Origin of the sequence: Xanthobacter autotrophicus ATCC 700552 (assembly GCF_043194565.1) — a bacterium.
Lineage (GTDB): Bacteria > Pseudomonadota > Alphaproteobacteria > Rhizobiales > Xanthobacteraceae > Xanthobacter > Xanthobacter autotrophicus_F.
The window spans coordinates 35,395-53,949 of the sequence record NZ_JBAFVS010000006.1 but is presented as its reverse complement, the minus strand read 5'-3'; the positions used below and the strand labels follow the sequence as shown (position 1 = coordinate 53,949).

Sequence of the window (18,555 nt, the reverse complement as noted above, 5' to 3'; positions counted from 1 at the left end):
CTCCTCAGCTCGCGCTGATCAGCAGCTTCTTGAGCGAGTCGGGGCGCACGACGGCGCCGCCGACACGGCGGGTGGCGTGGATGCGCATGATGCCCTCGGTCGCGCGGATGTAGGGGTTCACGAGAACCGAGAAGTCCACGCGGTCCACGATCCGGTAACCGCTGTCGAAGTCACCGAAGATCACGGGGAATGCGCCCGCGCCGGTGTCGGGCATGTCCACGGCTTCGACCACGGGGCGGCCGAGAATGGTCTCGGGCAAACCGGCGGAGAAGGCATTCTGCCAGAGGTAATTGCCGTTCGAGTCCTTCAGCAGCCGGACCTTGTTCAGGGTGCCGCTGTTCATCACCCACACGCCGCGCTGCCGATAGAACTGCGGCAGCGAGTGCATGAGGGTGATCAGGCCATCGCCGGTCACGTTGACGGCGTGGCCGGAGGGAACCGAACCAATCCGGGTGTCGCGCAAGAAGCCGTGCGGCTCCAGCACACCGTCACCGGTCAAGAAGGCGGAGCCCTCCTTCTTGCCGAAGTCCTCGGCGAGTGCGAGCCGCACCTCGGCTTCGGCACGGCCGCCGCTGTCGGCGAGAAGCTGGTTCGAGATGTCCACGTATGTGTTCAGCTCGCGCACCTGCACTTCGACCTGTCCGAAGTTGGGCTCGGAGGCTTCGGAGGTCTGCGTCTCGCCTTTCCACTTCGCGTTCGTCACGTTGGTGCGGGTGGGATAGGTGACGCTCGCCGCCCCCGTGGTGCGGACGCCCGCGATGGTGCGGATCGGCGAGAACTCCACCAGGTCGCGCATGAACTCGGCGCTCAGCTCGGTGGGGGCCAGATAGCCGCCCTGCGGGTCGCTGGAGACGGTGAGCGTCTTCAGCTCGTCCGCCGGCGCGGCGTTTCCGAGGCGCAGGTAAGTGCCGAAGGCCTTGCGCTCGACGCTGGGCTCATCAGTCTTCTTCTCGCCGGAGGCCGGGCGGTTGAGCTTCGCCTCGATCTTGTCCAGGCGCTCCACCAGCTTGTCGGCGCCCTTGGTCTCGGGCTCCGGCTTGGCGCCGGCCTGCGCCGCCTCCACCTTCTCCAGGCGGCCGATAACCTCGCCCTTGAAGGCGTCGATGGCGGCGGTGACGACGGTCACCGGATCGTCGCCCTCACCCTTGCATTCGATGGCGCCGGCCGGCGCCGCGGTGTGGTTAAGCATGTTCACCTCTTGCTGATCGCCGATGCGGCGCGATGGAGAGCCCCGGCGATGGCGAGCGCCGCCGTGGCAGTTTTGGCGTTGGTGACCCGGGCGCCGGGGTGCATGGGGATGGAGACCAGCGAGCACTCGACCAGTTCGAGCGCCGTGATCGTCCGACCGCCGCCCTTGCGCGGCGCGGCCTTCCGGGTGACAAATCCGATGGAGAGGCCACCCACGGCGCCGGAGCGCACCAGGGCGCGGACCTCGCGGGCGCGGGCCACCTCATCCACCAGGAGATTGCCCTTCAGCCGGAGGCCGTCCGAGCCTTCGGTTGCGGCGGTCCACACACCCACGGGGTCGTTCGGGTCGTGGCCGAACAGCATGGGCAGCGGCAGGCGGGCGCCCGAGAAGGCGCCTTTTTCGATCACGTCGCCCACGCGATCCGGGGTGCCGAAGGGCCATGCCACGCCTTCGATGGCGCCGGCCTCGTCCACGAGGATCTTGGTTTCGAGGAAGAGCCGTTCCATCACGCAGCCCCGTCGGTCGGTCGGCCGCCGTCAACCTGCGGCGCCGCAGCGCCGGGCTGGCTCATGCCGGTGTTTGGATTGGCGAAGGCGTCGCCGCCCTCGTAGCTGGACAGGCCTTCCCATTCGCGGACCTCGTTCGGGTTCACGACGCGGGAGGCGATGAGGCTCGAATAGGCCGTGGCGCGGGCTCCAAGGTCGGCACGCGTCAGGTCGTCACGTTCGAAATGCACCCGGTGGGTGGGGTATTCCTCGGCGCTGAACAGGGCGATGCGGAGCGCGCCTTCGAGGGCGCGAAGCCAGGGCTCCAGCGTGTAGGTGAGGAATTCGCGGCCCATCTGTTCACTATTGGACCAGGTGGCTCGCTCCAGGTCGTAGAGCATCTGCGGCGGCACGCGGAAGGCGCGGGCGATCTGCAAGATTTGGAAGCCGGTCAGCTCAATGAACTGGCTGTCCACCGAGGAAAGTACGAGCTGCATGTACTCGGCGCCGGCGTCGAGGAAGGCGGTGTTGCCCGTGTTCTGGCTGGCGAGCATCGCCTTGAACGCGAGGGCAGCATTCTTGATCGCCTCGGGCGTCATGCGCTCCTTGAAGCTCACCATGCCCGCCGGGCGCGAGCCGTTGCTGAAGAGCTTCCCGGCGTGTCGCTCCAGGGTGACCGATAGCCCGATGCTCTCGCGCGCCAGCGACACGGGCGAGCGGCCAAAGGGGCTGCGCAGGTGGATGATGTCCGCCGCCGGCAGCTCGCGGCCGTTGAGGAAGTAGCGATAGGCGCCGGTGCCGTCCTCGTGGCGCTGGGCCATCAGGTGGGCCGGGTCGTAGGCGATCAGCTCCACCGGCCGGCCGGAGACGCGGTTAACCCAGGCGAGGCCGCCGTTGTCGTAGATCAAGGCCGACGCCACGAGGTCCCTGACGAACTCAAAGCCGGGCGTCCAGTCGTTCACGCGATCCCGCAGGAGGCCGGCCACCGGATGGTCGGGAACCTCCACCTCGGTTGCGCCCTCGCGGCGCATCACCTTCACGTCGAGGGTGGCCACCGCCTCGCTGATCGCCTGCACCGCGCATTTGACCGCTGGCACCTGAAGCGCGGTGCCAGGCCCGACGTTCACCCCCGACGCGGTGGGCGACGAAACGCCGAAGAGCGCCAGCAAGTCGCCATCCGGCGAGGTGAGCGACTTTTTCGTGAAGCCGAGGAATGAGGCGAGGCGATCGAGCATGCCGCGAGGGAATCGCAGCGCCGCACGTCGGGGAATCCCACCTCACGAACTTTGATGATTCGTCGCGAACTTTTTGGTGAGGGCCAAAAACCCCAATTCGGCTCGATATTGCGCGATGGACCCCCGCCGGTCCGGAGCCGACGCCCTGAAGTCGAAAACCACCCCCCGGGTGGCCCCTCCGGTCGCGTGGCGTGGCCGTGGGCGGCCGTTCGGCGTCCCAGCGGCGCTTGGGCCCGCCCAATGACCCCCTACGGCCTCGCCTCAGTCTTTCCTTCCGCCGCGAGCGAGCCTCCAGCGAGCGCTCGTCCCGCCTCGTCGTCGGAGGTCGCCGCAGATATGGGCCGGACAGGAACGGGACATCGACGGGACATCGGGGTCGCGCGGAGGTTGTTCTCGATGGTTGAGGTTGTGAGCAACTGGTAGAACCATCAGTTGAGTAAGCGGGACGCCCGAGGCGCCCCTTCAACAGAATCCTCTATCCCCAACTTAGGTATAATCTATCCACGCGCACGTCACGCGTACGCGTGGGGGAGGCTCGCGCCCGTCGGTTGCGCCCGCAGCAAGATGCACCACGGCCCAATGCCGATGTCCTGCATTCCGGCCCCCATGTCCTGCAAACCTGCAAGCGTGTCCGGAAACAGCTCGGTCCTGTCCCGCGCCCCTGCCTTTGTGTCCCGCCGTGAATCCCATCGCGAGGAGCATGAAACCGTCGCGGGTCATGTCGAAGCAGCGGTGCTGCTGCATCTTGGTGCTGGGGAGCGTGTAGGACCCCTCCCCAAAATTGGGGAGGCATGCCGGCGCCTGCAAAATCAGCGCATCGATGTCCCGCAACACGTGGTCATGCCGCTTGCCAAAGAACGCGGCCACGTCCCGGCTGCTCGTGACGATCCGCCCGTCGCCCGCCGTGCGCACCGCGGGCTCGCCGCTCGCGCCCGCACGCGGGTCGCGCCACCAGGGGGCTTCCGAGGTGCGACCGAACGCCTCTCCAGATAGGCGGCACGAGCGGTCCGACGAGGTGGAATCCAACCGTCGGTGCGTGCCTGCATTCGCTGATATTTGGGGGTGTTTTCTTGACGAATAGTAGACGGATCGGGCGAATTTTCGTCTAAGTCATTGATTTTGTTGGCGCGCCCTAGGGGAGTCGAACCCCTCTCTCCACCGTGAAAGGGTGGCGTCCTAACCGATAGACGAAGGGCGCGCGTCGCTTCGGTCCAGCGAGGGATCGAAGTGCGCGTCGTTATAGGGGGAGCCCCCTGCGTCCGCAAGGGTCGCAGGGGAGATTTCCAAAGCCGACTTCAGCGCACCCGCGGCAGGGCATTGCGATGCCTGTCGCGCAGCGGGTTCCGGTCGGTCTGCAGCCGGCGCGTGAAAGCGCCCTCGGCGCTGGAGGAGACGGCTTCAGCGGCGCGCGGCCACACTCACCACTTGCCGGTGTTGGCCATGGAGGCCCACGGCTCGGCCGGGGCCTTGGGGCCGCCCTTCTGCAGCAGTTCCACCGAGACGTTGTCGGGCGAGCGGACGAAGGCCATGTAGCCGTCGCGCGGCGGACGGTTGATGGTGACGCCGCCCGCCAGCAGGCGCTCGCAGGTGGCGTAGATGTCCTCCACCTCGAAGGCCAGATGGCCGAAATTGCGGCCCTCGCCATAGGGCTCGGGGTCCCAGTTGTAGGTCAGCTCGATCTCCGCCACGTCCTCCTGGCCGGGGGCGGCGAGGAAGACGAGGGTAAAGCGCCCCTGCGGCACCTCCTTGCGGCGGACCTCCTTCAGCCCCAGCTTGTTGCAGTAGAAATCCAGCGACTGCTCGATGTCGGTCACGCGGACCATGGTGTGCAGAAAGCGCATCGGCGTTCTCATGGTTCAGAGGGAGCGCGGCGCTCCGGATGGGGATAATACCTGCGGGCGATAAGTGTGACTCATTGCCCGCGGGTCCAAGCCCGCACGGCGCTTGAGCAACACCCTCTCGGCACCGGTCAAAGACCGGGGACGTTGGTATAAGGTCCGCGCCGGCCGGGAAAGCCAGCGCCGTTTGGGCAAGTGGAGGGTGCCGGTGGACCGGCACTGCTGAGGTATGATCTTCGACACCGATCTCAAGGGCGCCCAGGCGCGCCTGGCTGAACTTCTTGATCAGGCATCCTGCGCCGTCGCCTTTACCGGCGCGGGCCTCTCGACGGAATGCGGCATTCCCGATTTCCGGTCCCCCGGCGGGCTGTGGACCCAGAACAAGCCCATTCCGTTCGATGTCTTCGTCTCCCACAAGGCGGCGCGGAACGAGGCGTGGCGGCGCAAGTTCGCCATGGAGGAAGCCTTCGCCGCCGCCCGCCCCGGCCGCGGCCACAGGGCGCTCGCCCGGCTCCACGGGCACGGGCGGCTCAAAGGCATCATCACCCAGAACATCGACGGCCTGCACCAGGCCTCCGGCGTGCCCGACGCCGCGCTCGTCGAACTGCATGGCAACGGCACCTACGCCACCTGCCTCGATTGCGGCACGCGCTACGAACTGGATTGGGTGAAGGCGCGCTTCGACGCCTCCGGCGGCTCCGCCCCCGATTGCCCGGCCTGCGACGGCCCCGTCAAGGCGGCCACCATTTCCTTCGGCCAGGCCATGCCCGAGATGGAGATGGCGCGGGCGGACGACCTGACCCGCCAGTGCGACCTGTTCATCGTCATCGGCTCGTCCCTGGTGGTGTTCCCGGCGGCCGGTTTTCCGCTGAAGGCCAAGAAAAAGGGTGCAAGGCTGGTGATCCTCAACCGCGAGCCCACGGATTTCGACGATATGGCCGATCTTGTGGTGCGCACCGAGATCGGCGACCTGCTCGCGCCCTTTGCACAGGATGCATGACGCCGCAGGCTCTCGCGCAAGACGCAGCGTGCGAAGAGGGGGCGCGAAGAGGGTGGGCGAAGGCCCGGCGAGTTGCTATCCTGAACCCGGCGCGGCAAAGCGTGCGCGGCCGCGTGTAAGGTCGGGGTGGTCATGGGGTCTGACGCACTGGGGCTGGGGCCAGCGCCCGCCGGCTCATCGGAGGATGGCATCGAGGAGCCCGCGGGGCTCGTCGAGGTCACCGGCTCCATCAAATGGTTCGATGCCTCCAAGGGCTACGGCTTCATCGTCCCGGACGACGGCGGCCCCGACGTGCTTGTCCACGTCACCTGCCTGCGGCGCGACGGATTCCAGACCGCCATGGAAGGTGCCCGCGTGGTCTGCGAGGCGGTGCAGCGGGCCAAGGGCCGGCAGGCTTTCCGGGTGATCTCCCTCGACCTGTCCACCGCGGTCCACACCGCGCCGCCCCAGCCGCGCACCCGCACCATGGTGGAGCCCACGGGCGGCTTCGAGCCCGCCACCGTGAAGTGGTTCAACCGGCTGCGCGGCTTCGGCTTCCTCACCCAGGGGGAGGGGACGCCGGACATCTTCGTCCACATGGAGACGCTGCGTCGCCATGGCCTCACCGAGCTGCGGCCCGGCCAGACGGTGATGGTGCGCTATGGCGACGGCGACAAGGGCCTCATGGCCGCCGAAGTGAAGGCCGATACCGGTCCCAGCGGGAACAACTGATCATGCCATTCGCCATCGTGAAGACCGGCGCGGTCTCCGCGCCGAAGGGTCGTGGATCGTCGGGTCGCTTTTGTCCCGGCTGGGCGAGTCTCGCCCGCGTGAGTCTCGTCCTTGCGCTTGCCTTGTCCCCCCTTGCACCCGCGCTGGCGGAGCCGGCCCCGGCGGCGCAGGCCACCAGCCTGGAGGCGCTGGAGATCACCTCCGCCAAAGGCGTGGTGACATTCGAGGTGGAGGTCGCGCGCACCGACGAGCAGCGCACCAACGGCCTCATGTATCGCAAGTCACTGGGCGAGCGGGCGGGCATGCTGTTCGACTTCAAGGTGGACCAGCCGGTCTACATGTGGATGAAGAATACCTATATTCCCCTCGACATGCTGTTCATCCGGGCCGACGGGAGCATCGCCCGCATCGCTGCCATGACCACCCCGCTGTCCACGCAGACCATCTCCTCCGGCGAGCCGGTGCGGGCGGTGCTGGAGATCGCCGGCGGCCAGGCACGCAAGCTCGGCATCGCCGCCGGCGACCGGGTGGCGCACCCGGTGTTTTCCGGCAAGTAGCGCAGTCGGCGGTTCAGCGCGGTCGGCGGTTCAGCAGGCGCCGTCTGCGGGTCGGCACCGACCCTACGTGAGCGTCAGGTAGCCCACCGCCCCGCCGGCGAGAATGAGCAGCGCCGGGTTGATCTTCGGCCCGAAATAGATGAGCGCGAAAACCGCGATGGCCAGCAGCGTGGTCTCGGTGCCGGTGATCGCGGTGCGGGCAATGGCGATCATGCCCGACGCCATGAGGCCCACCACGATGGGGGCCAGCGCCTTCTGCAGGGCCAGCCGCCACGGCGATCCCTCGAAGTGGTTCCACAGGCGTGACGCCCCCAGGGCGAGGGTGGAGGCCGGCAGGAAGAAGCCGGTGAAGGCGATGAGCGCCCCTGGCGTGCCGGCCACATGATAGCCGATGACGATCACCATCAGCATGTTGGGTCCCGGCGCCACCTGGCCGAGGCTGTAGATGTCGCGGAACTGGCTGTCGGTGATCCACTGGTGGGCGCCCACCGTGAGCTGCTTCATCTCCGGCAGCACCGCTGTGCCGCCGCCGATGGCCAGCAAGGACAACAGGGAGAAGACGCCCAGCAGGCTCAGGTCCGTATTGGACTGGCTCATGGTGCCTTCTCCCCGGTGATTTTGGGACCGGTGATCTTGGGACCGGTGATCTTGGGACCGTCGCCGCTGCGCGGCCTGTAGATGAACAGGGCGAGCGGCAGCACCGTGAGCAGCACTGCGAGAAGGGAAATGTGGAGGAAGCTCACCATCACCACCGTGATCACCACCAGGGCGATTTCGGTGAGGTGTTCCAGCTGCTTGTGGCCGATCTGGAGGGTGACGGCGGCGAGCAGGCCCACGGAGGATGCGCCGATGCCGGCGAGCACGCTGTGCATGGCCGGGTTGCCGTGATTCGAGGCATAGAAGACGCCGAGCGCGAACACCAGCAGCCCCCCCGGCAGGGTCATGCCGAGGAACCCCGCGATGGCGCCCACGGGGCCGCGCAACCGGTCGCCGACGATGACGCTCATGTTGGTGGCGTTGAGGCCGGGCAGGGCCTGCGAGATTTCAAGCGCGGTCATGAACTGCTCTTCGTCGAGCCAGCCTTTGGAGACCACCAGGGCATTGCGCAGATAGGCCACCACGCCGCCGCCGAAGCTGGTGGCGCCGATGACGAGGAAGGTGACGAAGATCTCGACGATGGACACCGGCGGGACGACGGGAGCGGCCGCCGGGGCGGCTTCGGGCGAGACGGGCGGCTGTGGTGCGCTCATGGCGGCTCCGGCGCGATGGGGCAGGCGGGGGGCAGGCGGGGGCAGGCAGATGGGGTGAGGCAGATCGGGGCGGACGGGCGCAGGCGGCGCAGGCGCCGCCCGGGTTCATTCGCTGTGCGCGACCTGCTTTGCGCCGATGCCGTAGACCATGGCGGTTTTGGTGGTGCCGAGCTGGACCCATTCCGGCGCCAGCGTCTGCACGTCGCGGAAGAAGTCCTCGGACAGTTGCTTCGCCTTCTGGTGGACCTCGTCGTAGTGCTGGAACTTGGCCTGGAAGGCGAACTCGCCCACCAGCGAGGTTTCCGAGGCGCGGTTGCGCCAGATGGCGATGGTGGCCTTGGCGTCGAAGCCGTGGCCGAAATCGAAGTGGCCGGGGTCCACCTGAATCTCTTCCACCGCGATGTTGTTGACGAGATCGACCTCGGTATCGCCATCCACGTCCACGCAGGACATGGCAGGGAACACCGTGGTGATGTTCTTCAATGCCTGACTGAGGACCACGCCCGGCGACATCACAATGCAATTGTGGGAATAGAGCGAACGCAAGCCGCCGAGCGTGTCCTTGAGCGGCAGGATCTCTTCCTTGAACTTCACCTCCACCCGGCCGACGATTCGCGGCACCATATCCACTGCAGTGCACTTCACCCGGTCTGGGCTGCGGTATTTCACCGCCAGTTCGTGCTCCGGGCGCGGCCATCCATCATCGTAATAGGTACGTTTACGCATGATGAACGAGTTCTTGTAGAGGTCATAATCAGGCGTGTCGTAGAACAGAACTTCGCGCACCATGCGTTGAAAGGCATTGTCATTGGTGGTGACGCCAACACCATGCTTCTTTGCGACGCTCTTCACCTCGTTCCAATAGTCCTCGAACCGTTTGGGCGCGTAGAACTGCTCGGGCCGCAGGAGGATTTTATATTCCCGATAGTGGATGTCCTGCATGGGGGGACCCGTACCGCGTTAGGGTGTGAAAACAGGCGAAATGAGCGATTCCGGCTCCCACGCGGAGGGAATCTGAGCCAGCTTTCAGCAGCTTCCGTCCGGTTGCGGGAGAAGTCCACTCTTCCGTCAGGCTGTCACCCGCTGTTACCCGCTATCACCCGCTGTCTCTTGGCTTCACTTCAGGGTGACCTATGGTCATTGTGACAGATGCGCAACAGTGAGCTGTTTTTAGTCGGCACGATGCTCGCGCGAACGTGAACCATGTGGCTGGTGCCCAAATTCTGGGCTATATAAGACCCTGCTTCGGCTTCAAGGATCCGGTGCCGGGATGGCCGGACAACCTCGAAGGTCTCGGGCGGCAATAAGCGGGTAAATCCCCGCGCCGCCAAGGTCGTGACACGCTGCCGCAGCATTCCCCACGCAAGCGCGTGCCCTCCGATCCACGATCGGGGAGCAGAAGGAAGGGTACGTCCGCCTGATTGCGGGCCGTCCGCTGCAGCAGCCGCAAGGGGGCTCGATCCTCCTTCGGACCACAAGAGTCCAGCGCAAAAGCGCTTGAGGAAGCGTCCGCGAAGAGCCCGCCGGTGGGACCCGGGAAGGGCTCACGCCTTTCGGAGGAAAATCATGACGACATTCGCAAGAATGGCGACGGCAGGCTTGTTGTCGCTTGCCGCGCTGGCAACGCCCGCTCAAGCGGGATCTGTCACCCAGCCCGGTGAAACGGTGGGTCTCGCCGTAGGCGCTCCCCTGCCGGAGGGCGCCTATTTCGTGAATACGGCCGATTGGGGGTGCCGCAACACCTCGCCGGAATCCACCTGCGTGGGTGTGACCATCCCGGTTTTAGCCTGGGCGACGCCGGTCTTCCTGTTCGGCGGGCGTATCCAGTTGCTCACGGCCGTGCCGATGATCGAGGTGAACGTCGACAACGGGCCGTCCACGTCCGGCTTTTACAATCCCTTCTTTGCTGGCCAGATCGCCTGGGATCTCGGAAACGGCTTCGGCTTCAGCTATCTGGCCGGGTTCTATCTGGGGGTGAATACCGGGGTGGCCTTTGATTCCACCTCCTTCAACCAGCGCTTCGCGGTGAGCTATACCGCCGATGGCTGGAACCTCACCGCCAATGCCATCTGGGGCATCCAGGCGCAGGGCGTGACGGACACCATCAATCCCAACTTCCTGAACGTGGACCTCACCGCCACCAAGAAGTTCGGCAAGTTCGAGATCGGTCCGGTGGCCTATTACTCGACGGACCTCAATAATCCCACAGCCTATTACCAGAAACAGAGCCAGTTCGCGGTGGGCGGACTCATCGGCTACGACTTCGGGCCGGTGATCACGCAAGCTTATCTTACCACCGATGTTTACCAGCAGAACTACGGCGGCAACGACACCCGGGTCTGGGGGCGCGTGATCATTCCTTTGTGGAATCCCCCGCCGACGCAGACCGCCATGCTCCACAAGTGAGTGCAACCCGGCTGGCCGGATGCCCCGCCGGCCGGGTTCCCTTTTTTAAAACAGCGGCTCAGGTCACGGCTGCCCCACCGCCTTGCCGGCGGTGGTGAAGAAGGATTCAGAATACCAGCGCATCTCCGCCTCGATCTCCGGTTTGCCGGCGAGTTCGCACTGATCCACCAGCATGCTCACCCGCTCGAACATGGAGGCGACGAACGCCTCCGGCCTGTCGTGCTGGCCGGCAAGCTGGATCACGATGTCCCGCAGAATGAAATGCTGCACCATGGTGTGGGCCTGGGCGGTGCCCAGCGCCTTGGTCATCGAGCTCAGCCATTCGGACAGCTCGGTATCGGACGCCATCTGAAAATCCCCATCGAAGAGCAAATACATCCATCCAAATCTCCCGGCGCACCCGAAACGGGGAAGCGCCGGCAGCGTCTTGAGCTTTCGGCGCGCCGGCCGCGGAAATCAAGCGGGACGCGCCGTGGCGATCCGGGTCTGCGGGCGCAACCTTGCGTCGCCCGCGCTGAAACGATACGTACAGCGCAGGCGACAGAGCCGTCGGAGCATAGCGCAGCCTGGTAGCGCATCTGCTTTGGGAGCAGAGGGTCGCAGGTTCAAATCCTGCTGCTCCGACCATCTTTTCGATCGTCCATTCGTCGTTGCCCTGCGTCCTTTCCCTGCGTCCTCGTCCTCCGACCGATCACCTCCGGTGTTCGACGCCTCCCGCGGTCCGGGCTTGCATTCCGCGCCCAACTGCGGCTCAAAGCGTCCAGCCCCGCCCGGCGCGGGCGGATGCGAGGGAGTGGCGTGCATGACGATCAAGAAGGCGGCAAGGGCATTTGGTTTCGGCGGCGTCATCGCGGCGGGTCTTGTGGGCACCCTCCTGTCCGGCACGGCGGCCCTTGCCGACAAGGCGGCCGCCGACCGCTGCGCCACCAAGCTGGCGCCCGAGGCCAAGGCCATCTACGCATCGAGCGCGCCGCTGCTGGTGCCCGGCGCCGATGGGCGGGCCGTGGTGACCGAGCAGACGCGGAGCCTGGTGATGTCCGGCAAGGTCGCCCACGCCACGGCCACCGAATCGGCCCAGGCGGCGGCGGGCTGCCTCGTGCTGCGCTGAGGGGGCCGCGTCGTTCGCCGGTCCGCTCGGTTGTCAGTGCCGCGCGGCTTAACTATAGACGGGAGAGGTCGCGGGCGAGGGGCGCGCGACCTCGTATGACGGGTTCAGCATCATGGTCGCACGCATCTACAAGCCCTCGCGCAACGCCATGCAGTCGGGCGTGGGGAAGACCCGGTTCTGGCTGCTCGAATATGAGCCGGAGCATGCGCGCATGGTGGAGCCGCTCATGGGCTATACGTCCTCGGCGGACATGCGCAGCCAGATTCGCCTGACGTTCGAAACCAAGGAAGAGGCGGTGGCCTATGCGCAGAAGCGCGGCATCCCCTTCCAGGTGTTCGAGCCCCACGAGGCGAGCCGCCGGCGCATGGCCTATTCGGACAATTTCGCCTTCACCCGCGTGGGCCAGTGGACCCACTGAGGGGCAAGCCGCAGGCCTGCTGACCTTTGGCCTGCTGACCCTTTGGGCCGGCTGGCGATCGGATCGATCGAGCCCGCGGGAGGCATCGTCGTCCCCTGTGCCCGATCTTTCTGGAGGTAGGACCCCGCGCGCTTTCGCCCGGTGCCGTGACGCTCCGGTGCGTCAGGCTTCCACCTTTGTGGTGTAGCCGGTATCCCTTTCGCCCGAAAACGAACTAAAAGCGAAACGCTGGCCCCGTAGCTCAACCGGATAGAGCACCCGCCTTCTAAGCGGGATGTTGCGTGTTCGAGTCACGCCGGGGTCGCCATTCCTTGCCGCGCTCTGCGCGGCAGCGCACCCCAGCCGCGCAGGGCGCGGCAGCGCACCCCGGCGGACCTGCCCGTTGCGGCTTTTTGTGCATTGCAACAAAATTGCGTCTTTGTTCTAATCCCCTCGTGCCGCGATGCAGCAAGAGGGGAAGGACATGCAGAACGTCGTCACGATCGTATTGCTCGGCTCGGTTCTCATGGTCGCCATCGCCGCGCTCGACCAGCCGGGCAGCTGAAGCTCTGGCCGGCGCCCGGACTGGCGCATGGCGTCGTCGTCTCAGGCTCGTCGTCTCAGGGTCATGGTCTCAGGGTCATCGTCTCACATGCGGTCGGCGAGTTCGCCGTCCGCCGCGTGAAGCACGCGCTCGGGCACGGCGGCGGCCGCTTCCCGCAGCCGCGGCAGGATGTCTTCCACCCGGTCGGCGGCGAGGATCTCCACCGGCGTCGTCTCGCGGATGAAGGCGGTGGATCGCATATGCTCGATGAGGCTCAGGAGCGGGTCCCAGAAGCCTGACATATTGGCGATGAGGATGGGCTTGCGGTGACGGCCCAGCTGCGCCCAGGTGAGCTGTTCCACCAGCTCCTCCAAGGTGCCAACGCCGCCGGGCAGGGCCACGAAGGCGTCCGCCCGCTCGAACATGAGCCGCTTGCGGGCGTGCATGTCCTCCACCACGATCATCTCCGCCTCATGGGCGAAGGCGCGCTCGCGATTCATGAGGAAGCGCGGGATGATGCCGGTGACGGCCCCGCCGGCCAGCGCCGTGGCGCTCGCCACTTCCCCCATCAGCCCGATGCCGCCGCCGCCATAGACAAGGCGGACTTTTTCGGCCGCGAGGATCTGCCCGAACCGGCGCGCTTCCTCGGCAAACAGCGGATCCGAGCCGGATGCGGAGCCGCAATAGACGCACACACTTTCGATTCTAGCCATGGGAGCACTTTAGCAAACTCGACGCCGTGTGGGACGTGGCGAACGGTCAGGGCGCGCGAGAATGAAGCCCGTGATCCTTTCCCGTGCCTCGGCTACCGGAGGCGCCGCTCCGGTCGCTTCCACCGGGCCGAGCCGCCGCAAAGGGAATTGCGACCCCCGACCAGCTGGCATGCAGACTGACCGGCGCGTGCTTTGAACTGAACGATAGAGAACGCGTTATAAGATCAGGTTGCGATGCAATCTGACCGGCGCGTGCTCTAGCCCGCGGCTGCGACGATGGCGTGACGGTGGGAGAGCCACCCGGCTGCGGTGACAAGCGGGCTTGAAGTCGCCATCTTCATCGGCTATCGCCGATAAACGATGAATAAGAATCCGGTTCCCCGCCCCGGCATCCCCAGCCCTGCCGACACGGAGGATCTGCCATCCGGGCAGGCCCTTGAGGATCGCTCGGCCCTTGAGGATCGTTCGGCCCTTGTGGAGCGCCTGCGGGCGCTGGCCCATCCCGTGCGCCTGCGGGTGCTGGAGACGCTCGCCGGCCAGGATCGCTGCGTGTGCGGCGAGATCGTCCGCGGGCTGCCCCTTGCGCAGTCCACCGTCTCGCAACATCTGAAGGTCCTCACGGATTCAGGATTGATCCGGAGCCGGACCGAAGGCCAGCGCTCCGCCTACTGCCTCGACCGGGAAGCCATTTCCGCGCTCAAGGGAGAGATCGATGCCCTGTTCTCGGCGCTGATGCCGACCGGGGCGTGTTGTGCGCCGCCTGCGGGCCGCACCGAAGACCGATAGGCCATCATGTCCCAATCGCCTCCCCCCGCCGCCAGCCCGCGCCGGCCGGCCGTTTCCGCCGACGCGCTCCTCGATACGGTCCGCGGCCTCTGGCCCTACCTGTGGCCCGTTGGCCGGGCGGACCTGCGGGCGCGCGTCATCGTCACCTTCGTGCTGCTGTTCGCCTCCAAGGGCGCGACGCTGGCGGTGCCGTTCCTGTTCAAATGGGCGACGGATGCGCTCACCGCCGAGGTGTCCTCGGGCGGCAGCAGCGCGCCATCGCCCGCCTTCTGGGCTCTGGTGGTCGGCACCCCGGTGGCGCTGACGCTTGCTTACGGCCTCGGCCGCATCCTGATGGCCGGCGTCACCCAGCTGCGCGACGGCATCTTCGCCAAGGTGGCGCTGAACGCGGTGCGGCGCCTCGCGCTCGAAACGTTCGAGCACATGCACGCCTTGTCCCTGCGCTTCCATCTGGAGCGCAAGACCGGCGGCCTCACCCGCGTGCTGGAGCGGGCGCGCTCGGGCATCGAGACCATCGTGCGCATGCTGGTGCTGCAGCTGGCGCCCACCATCGTCGAGCTGGCCATGGTCATCGGCGTGCTCTTCTTCGCCTTCGACTGGCGCTATGCGGCGGTGGTGGCGGTGACGGTGCTGCTCTACGGCCTCTTCACCTATTATGCCAGCGAATGGCGGCTCTCCATCCGCAAGGAGATGAACGAGAGCGATACCGACGCCAACACCAAGGCGGTGGACAGCCTGCTGAACTACGAGACGGTGAAGTATTTCGGCGCCGAGCGCTGGGAGACTCAGCGCTACGACCGTTCCATGGCCCGCTACGAGGCCGCGACGGTGAACACCTACACCTCGCTGGCCTGGTTGAACGCGGGGCAGGCGGTGATCTTTTCCATCGGCCTCGCGGCGGTGATGGTCATGTGCGTGCTCGACATCCGCGCCGGACGGCAGACGGTGGGCTCCTTCGTCATGATCAACGCCATGATGGTGCAGTTCTACATTCCGCTGAACTTCCTCGGCTTCATCTATCGCGAGATCAAGCAGGCCATCGTGGACATCGAGGCCATGTTCGCCGTGCTGGCGGTGGCGCCCGAGGTGAAGGACCAGCCCTCAGCTCAGGACCTGGTGGTGTCGGGCGGCACGGTGCGGTTCGAGAATGTGCGCTTCTCCTATGACGCGGGCCGCGAAATCCTGAAGGGCGTCACCTTCGAGGTGCCGGCGGGGCGCACGGTGGCCATCGTCGGGCCGTCGGGGGCGGGAAAGTCGACGCTCTCCCGCCTGCTGTTCCGCTTCTACGACATCTCGTCCGGCCGCATCACCATCGACGGGCAGGACATCCGCGCGGTCCGGCAGGAGAGCCTGCGTACCGCCATCGGCATGGTGCCGCAGGACACGGTGCTGTTCAACGACACCATCGGCTACAATATCCGCTACGGCCGCGCCGGCGCCTCCGACGCCGAGGTGGAGGAGGCGGCGCGCCTCGCCCAGATCGACGGCTTCATCCGCGCCACCCCCAAGGGTTACCGGACGGAAGTGGGCGAGCGCGGCCTGAAGCTCTCGGGCGGGGAGAAGCAGCGCGTCGCCATCGCCCGCACCATCCTGAAGGCGCCGCCCATCCTGGTGCTGGACGAGGCGACCTCCGCCCTCGACAGCCACACGGAAAAGGACATCCAGGATGCCCTGGAGCGGGTGTCGGAGGGGCGCACCACCCTGGTTATCGCCCACCGGCTCTCCACCGTGGTGGCGGCGGACGAGATCCTCGTTCTGGCCGAGGGGCGCGTGGCCGAGCGCGGCTGCCATGCGGAGCTTTTGGCCCGCGGCGGCCTTTACGCCGCGCTGTGGAACCGCCAGCGCGAGGCGGACGACGCGGCCATGGCCCTCGCCCGGGCGCAGGCGGCCGATCTCGGCGTGGCCGAGGCCGGGCACCCGGACGAGGAAGGCATCAGCGGGGAGCAGGTCAGCGCGGTGAGCTGAGCCGGGTGCGATATCAGTGCGGCTGGTTGAAGGCCCAGACGACGCCGAACGGATCGCGCACCTGCGCGTAGCGCGCGCCCCAGAACATGTCGGACGGCGGCATCATCACGCTCGCCCCCGCCGCCACCGCCCGCTCGAATGCCGCGTCCGTGTCCGTGACCTGCAAGCTGAGATTGAAGCCGCCAGGCGCCTCGACCGGGCCGGCGCAATATTCGGGATAAGGGTCGGCCAGCATCACCGAGCTGCCGTTGATGTAGAGGTGCACATGCATGGTGCGGCCGCTGTCATCCGGGGGGATGGCGAAGGCCAGTTCCGCGCCAAGGGCGCTCTTGTAGAATTCCACCGCCTTCATGGCGCCGTCCACCGTCAGGTAGGCCGTGACGCCACCTTTCACCGGGGGCATTGCGCTGAAATCGGCCGTGGGAGTAGTCGTCTCGGCGGTATCGGACATGATCTTTCTCCTCCTGAAGCCCCTGAAAGGGGGCGCCCGTGCTTCAAGAACGTCTCGCAGGCCGCCGTCCCGACAGCCGGCCGCGACCTTTTTTCAGGTCCCGGCCTCGGCCATGAGCCGGTCGAGATGAGTGCGGATGTGGTCGGCCTCGGCCGGCGTGTTGGCGAGGGCGATGGCACGGTCGAAGGCTTCCCGTGCCTCCGCCCGCCGCCCCAGCTCCAGCAGGAAAGCGCCGCGCGCGCCGAAATAGTGGAAATAGCCGGAAAGCTGCGGCGCCAAAGGCTCGATCATGGCGAGGGCCGCCTGCGCCCCCTTCACCTTGCTCACCGCCACCGCGCGGTTGAGCGTAACCACGGGGGACGGCTGGAGATATTCCAGCGTGGCATAGAGCGCGTCGATCTGCGCCCAGTCCGTCTCCTCCGGCCGGGGCGCGCGGGCGTGGAGGGCGGCGATGGCCGCCTGCACCTGATAGGCGCCGGGCCGGCGGTGACGCACCGCCTTGTCGATGAGGGCGAGGCCTTCGCTGATGCGGGCGCGGTCCCACCGGGAGCGGTCCTGCGCGTCCAGCAGGATCACGCGGCCGTCGGCGTCGAAGCGCGCCGCGGCGCGGGCGTGCTGGAGCATCAGCAGCGCGTTGAGCCCCATGATTTCCGGCTCGGTGGGGAAGAGGCGCAGCAGCAGCCGGGCGAGGCGGATGGCATCGTCGCACAGGGTGGCGCGATCCGGGTCGGGACAGGCCGAATAGCCTTCGTTGAAGATGAGGTAGACCATGGCCGCCACGGTACCGAGCCGCTCCGCCCGCTCCACCGGACCCGGCGCCTCGAACGGCACGTCGGCCCTGGCGATGCGGCCCTTGGCCCGCGTGATGCGCTGCTCCATGGCCGCCTCGCTGACGAGGAAGGCGCGGGCGATCTGCTTCACCGACAGGCCGGAAACGATGCGCAGGGCCAGCGCGATCTGCTGGGTTACCGGCAGTTCGGGATGGCAGCAGATGAACAGCAGGCGCAGCACGTCGTCGCGATAATGGGAATTGTCCAGCCGTTCGGCGAGGCCGGCTTCGGCGTCGTCGAGGTCGGACAATTGTTCGTCCGGAGGCAGGGGATCGTGCCGCGCGCGCTTGCGCACCCCGTCGAGGGCGGCGTTGCGGCCCACCAGGATCAGCCATGCGGCGGGATCGCGCGGCGGGCCGTTCACCGGCCACGTTTTCAGGGCGCGGAGGCAGGCTTCCTGAAAGGCTTCCTCCGCGGTGTCGAGGTCGCGGAAATAGCGCAGCAGGGCGGCCACGGCCTGGGGTCGCGCGGCGGTGAGCGCACCGTTGATCCAGGCCGGATCGCCGAGTGCCGGCGTGGTCACGGGGCCACCCGCTGGTCCGGGAAGAACTGGCCCACCGGCCGGATTTCATAGGCGCCGCCGGGGTTGGCGGCGGCAAGCTCGCGGGCGATGGCGAGCGCGTCGTCGAGATCGGCGGCGTCCACCAGATAGAAGCCGAGCAACTGCTCCTTGGTCTCGGCGAACGGCCCGTCGATGACGAGGGGCGGGTCCTCGCTCTTGCGCAGGGTGGCGGCGGCGGTGGTGGGCAGCAGGCGCAGCGAGGCGCCCATCTTGCCCGCCTTGATCAGGCGCTCCTGCACCACGGCGAGCTTCGCCATGACGGCGTCGTCCTCCGCCTTGCTCCAGGCGCAGACCACGTCTTCTTCATGGTAGCAGAGGATGGCGTACATCATGGGCAAGGCTCCCGTCGTCTTGTCCTTGTGGTTCGACCGCGACTGATGGAACCCATCTGTCGCGGTCGAACCACAACCCTTTGATCTGGTGGATCAACTTTTCGAAACGGATGGGTTCCATCCGTTTCGGTTGATCCACTAGGACGCGGGAGTATGCCCATGACCGACAGGCGGAAGCAAAGATCGAAAAGCTTTG

At 66.8% G+C, this 18,555-nt stretch carries 21 protein-coding genes and 3 tRNA genes; 10 read left to right on the top strand and 14 right to left on the bottom strand.

Features of this window, described 5'->3' with window-relative positions; translation table 11 throughout:
* Positions 1–4: 4 nt before the first annotated feature.
* The 6 genes from V5F48_RS08310 to V5F48_RS08285 all read right to left on the bottom strand — a co-directional run bounded on the left by V5F48_RS08310 (position 5) and on the right by V5F48_RS08285 (position 4,750).
* Positions 5–1,189: a phage major capsid protein gene (locus V5F48_RS08310; protein WP_394258317.1), complete on the bottom strand. Its 1,185-nt coding sequence runs from the start codon at positions 1,187–1,189 to the stop codon at positions 5–7.
* Positions 1,190–1,191: 2 nt separating this feature from the next.
* Positions 1,192–1,695: an HK97 family phage prohead protease gene (locus V5F48_RS08305; protein WP_394258316.1), complete on the bottom strand. Its 504-nt coding sequence runs from the start codon at positions 1,693–1,695 to the stop codon at positions 1,192–1,194.
* Positions 1,695–2,909, bottom strand: a complete 1,215-nt coding sequence (locus V5F48_RS08300) for a phage portal protein (RefSeq protein WP_394258315.1) — start codon at positions 2,907–2,909, stop codon at positions 1,695–1,697. The genes V5F48_RS08305 and V5F48_RS08300 overlap by 1 nt, the downstream gene beginning before the upstream one ends.
* A gap of 486 nt (positions 2,910–3,395) precedes the next feature.
* Positions 3,396–3,821 carry a Rha family transcriptional regulator gene (locus V5F48_RS08295; protein WP_394258314.1) on the bottom strand — a complete coding sequence of 142 codons (426 nt, stop codon included), beginning with the start codon at positions 3,819–3,821 and terminating at the stop codon, positions 3,396–3,398.
* Positions 3,822–4,032: 211 nt separating this feature from the next.
* Positions 4,033–4,107, bottom strand: a tRNA-Glu gene (locus V5F48_RS08290).
* A gap of 220 nt (positions 4,108–4,327) precedes the next feature.
* The gene (locus tag V5F48_RS08285; protein ID WP_394258313.1) at positions 4,328–4,750 is read right to left on the bottom strand and encodes a VOC family protein; all 423 of its coding nucleotides are present in this window, start codon (positions 4,748–4,750) and stop codon (positions 4,328–4,330) included.
* Positions 4,751–4,976: 226 nt separating this feature from the next.
* On the opposite strand from V5F48_RS08285, the gene V5F48_RS08280 reads away from it, so the two are divergent.
* From V5F48_RS08280 to V5F48_RS08270, 3 genes are all read left to right on the top strand, one after another.
* Positions 4,977–5,747, top strand: a complete 771-nt coding sequence (locus tag V5F48_RS08280) for an SIR2 family NAD-dependent protein deacylase (protein ID WP_394108174.1) — start codon at positions 4,977–4,979, stop codon at positions 5,745–5,747.
* 132 nt (positions 5,748–5,879) lie between these two features.
* The gene (locus tag V5F48_RS08275; protein ID WP_394108175.1) at positions 5,880–6,458 is read left to right on the top strand and encodes a cold-shock protein; all 579 of its coding nucleotides are present in this window, start codon (positions 5,880–5,882) and stop codon (positions 6,456–6,458) included.
* A 2-nt stretch (positions 6,459–6,460) separates the two neighbouring features.
* A complete protein-coding gene (locus V5F48_RS08270; protein WP_394258312.1) occupies positions 6,461–7,015 on the top strand; it encodes a DUF192 domain-containing protein in 555 nt (184 codons plus the stop codon).
* 63 nt (positions 7,016–7,078) lie between these two features.
* Here the strand turns inward: V5F48_RS08270 and V5F48_RS08265 are convergent, their stop codons facing one another.
* The 3 genes from V5F48_RS08265 to V5F48_RS08255 form a co-directional block, all read right to left on the bottom strand.
* A complete protein-coding gene (locus V5F48_RS08265; protein ID WP_394108177.1) occupies positions 7,079–7,612 on the bottom strand; it encodes a chromate transporter in 534 nt (177 codons plus the stop codon).
* Positions 7,609–8,265: a chromate transporter gene (locus V5F48_RS08260; protein WP_394258311.1), complete on the bottom strand. Its 657-nt coding sequence runs from the start codon at positions 8,263–8,265 to the stop codon at positions 7,609–7,611. Before V5F48_RS08260 ends, V5F48_RS08265 begins: the two co-directional genes overlap by 4 nt.
* A 105-nt stretch (positions 8,266–8,370) precedes the next feature.
* Complete coding sequence (locus V5F48_RS08255; protein ID WP_394258310.1) at positions 8,371–9,207, bottom strand: hypothetical protein; 837 nt, start codon at positions 9,205–9,207, stop codon at positions 8,371–8,373.
* A 624-nt stretch (positions 9,208–9,831) separates the two neighbouring features.
* Here V5F48_RS08255 and V5F48_RS08250 point away from each other — a divergent pair.
* Positions 9,832–10,671, top strand: coding sequence for a transporter (locus V5F48_RS08250; RefSeq protein WP_394258309.1), 840 nt, complete (start codon positions 9,832–9,834; stop codon positions 10,669–10,671).
* Between the two features lie 63 nt (positions 10,672–10,734).
* Here the strand turns inward: V5F48_RS08250 and V5F48_RS08245 are convergent, their stop codons facing one another.
* Positions 10,735–11,019 (bottom strand): hypothetical protein, encoded by a 285-nt coding sequence (locus V5F48_RS08245; RefSeq protein ID WP_394258308.1) that lies wholly within the window; start codon positions 11,017–11,019, stop codon positions 10,735–10,737.
* Positions 11,020–11,221: 202 nt separating this feature from the next.
* Between V5F48_RS08245 and V5F48_RS08240 the strand changes: the two genes are divergently transcribed.
* The 4 genes from V5F48_RS08240 (at position 11,222) to V5F48_RS08225 (ending at position 12,504) form a co-directional block, all read left to right on the top strand.
* Positions 11,222–11,298, top strand: a tRNA-Pro gene (locus V5F48_RS08240).
* A gap of 175 nt (positions 11,299–11,473) precedes the next feature.
* The gene (locus V5F48_RS08235; RefSeq protein ID WP_394258307.1) at positions 11,474–11,779 is read left to right on the top strand and encodes a hypothetical protein; all 306 of its coding nucleotides are present in this window, start codon (positions 11,474–11,476) and stop codon (positions 11,777–11,779) included.
* A 112-nt stretch (positions 11,780–11,891) separates the two neighbouring features.
* Positions 11,892–12,197: an ETC complex I subunit gene (locus tag V5F48_RS08230; protein ID WP_394258306.1), complete on the top strand. Its 306-nt coding sequence runs from the start codon at positions 11,892–11,894 to the stop codon at positions 12,195–12,197.
* Positions 12,198–12,427: 230 nt separating this feature from the next.
* Positions 12,428–12,504, top strand: a tRNA-Arg gene (locus V5F48_RS08225).
* 320 nt (positions 12,505–12,824) lie between these two features.
* Here V5F48_RS08225 and V5F48_RS08220 read toward each other — a convergent pair.
* Positions 12,825–13,433, bottom strand: a complete 609-nt coding sequence (locus V5F48_RS08220) for an LOG family protein (protein WP_394108184.1) — start codon at positions 13,431–13,433, stop codon at positions 12,825–12,827.
* Between the two features lie 360 nt (positions 13,434–13,793).
* Here V5F48_RS08220 and V5F48_RS08215 point away from each other — a divergent pair, with 360 nt between their 5' ends.
* Both V5F48_RS08215 and V5F48_RS08210 read left to right on the top strand, forming a co-directional pair.
* Positions 13,794–14,219: an ArsR/SmtB family transcription factor gene (locus V5F48_RS08215; RefSeq protein ID WP_394258305.1), complete on the top strand. Its 426-nt coding sequence runs from the start codon at positions 13,794–13,796 to the stop codon at positions 14,217–14,219.
* Between the two features lie 6 nt (positions 14,220–14,225).
* On the top strand, positions 14,226–16,184 hold the full coding sequence (locus tag V5F48_RS08210; RefSeq protein ID WP_394258304.1) for an ABCB family ABC transporter ATP-binding protein/permease: 1,959 nt from the start codon (positions 14,226–14,228) through the stop codon (positions 16,182–16,184).
* 13 nt (positions 16,185–16,197) lie between these two features.
* Here V5F48_RS08210 and V5F48_RS08205 read toward each other — a convergent pair whose 3' ends face one another.
* The 3 genes from V5F48_RS08205 to V5F48_RS08195 all read right to left on the bottom strand — a co-directional run bounded on the left by V5F48_RS08205 (position 16,198) and on the right by V5F48_RS08195 (position 18,359).
* Positions 16,198–16,635: a VOC family protein gene (locus V5F48_RS08205; RefSeq protein ID WP_394258303.1), complete on the bottom strand. Its 438-nt coding sequence runs from the start codon at positions 16,633–16,635 to the stop codon at positions 16,198–16,200.
* Positions 16,636–16,728: 93 nt separating this feature from the next.
* Positions 16,729–17,988 (bottom strand): RNA polymerase sigma factor, encoded by a 1,260-nt coding sequence (locus V5F48_RS08200; RefSeq protein WP_394258302.1) that lies wholly within the window; start codon positions 17,986–17,988, stop codon positions 16,729–16,731.
* Entirely contained in the window at positions 17,985–18,359 is a 375-nt protein-coding gene (locus V5F48_RS08195) for a YciI family protein (protein ID WP_394258301.1), read from the bottom strand. Before V5F48_RS08195 ends, V5F48_RS08200 begins: the two co-directional genes overlap by 4 nt.
* Positions 18,360–18,555: the final 196 nt, after the last annotated feature.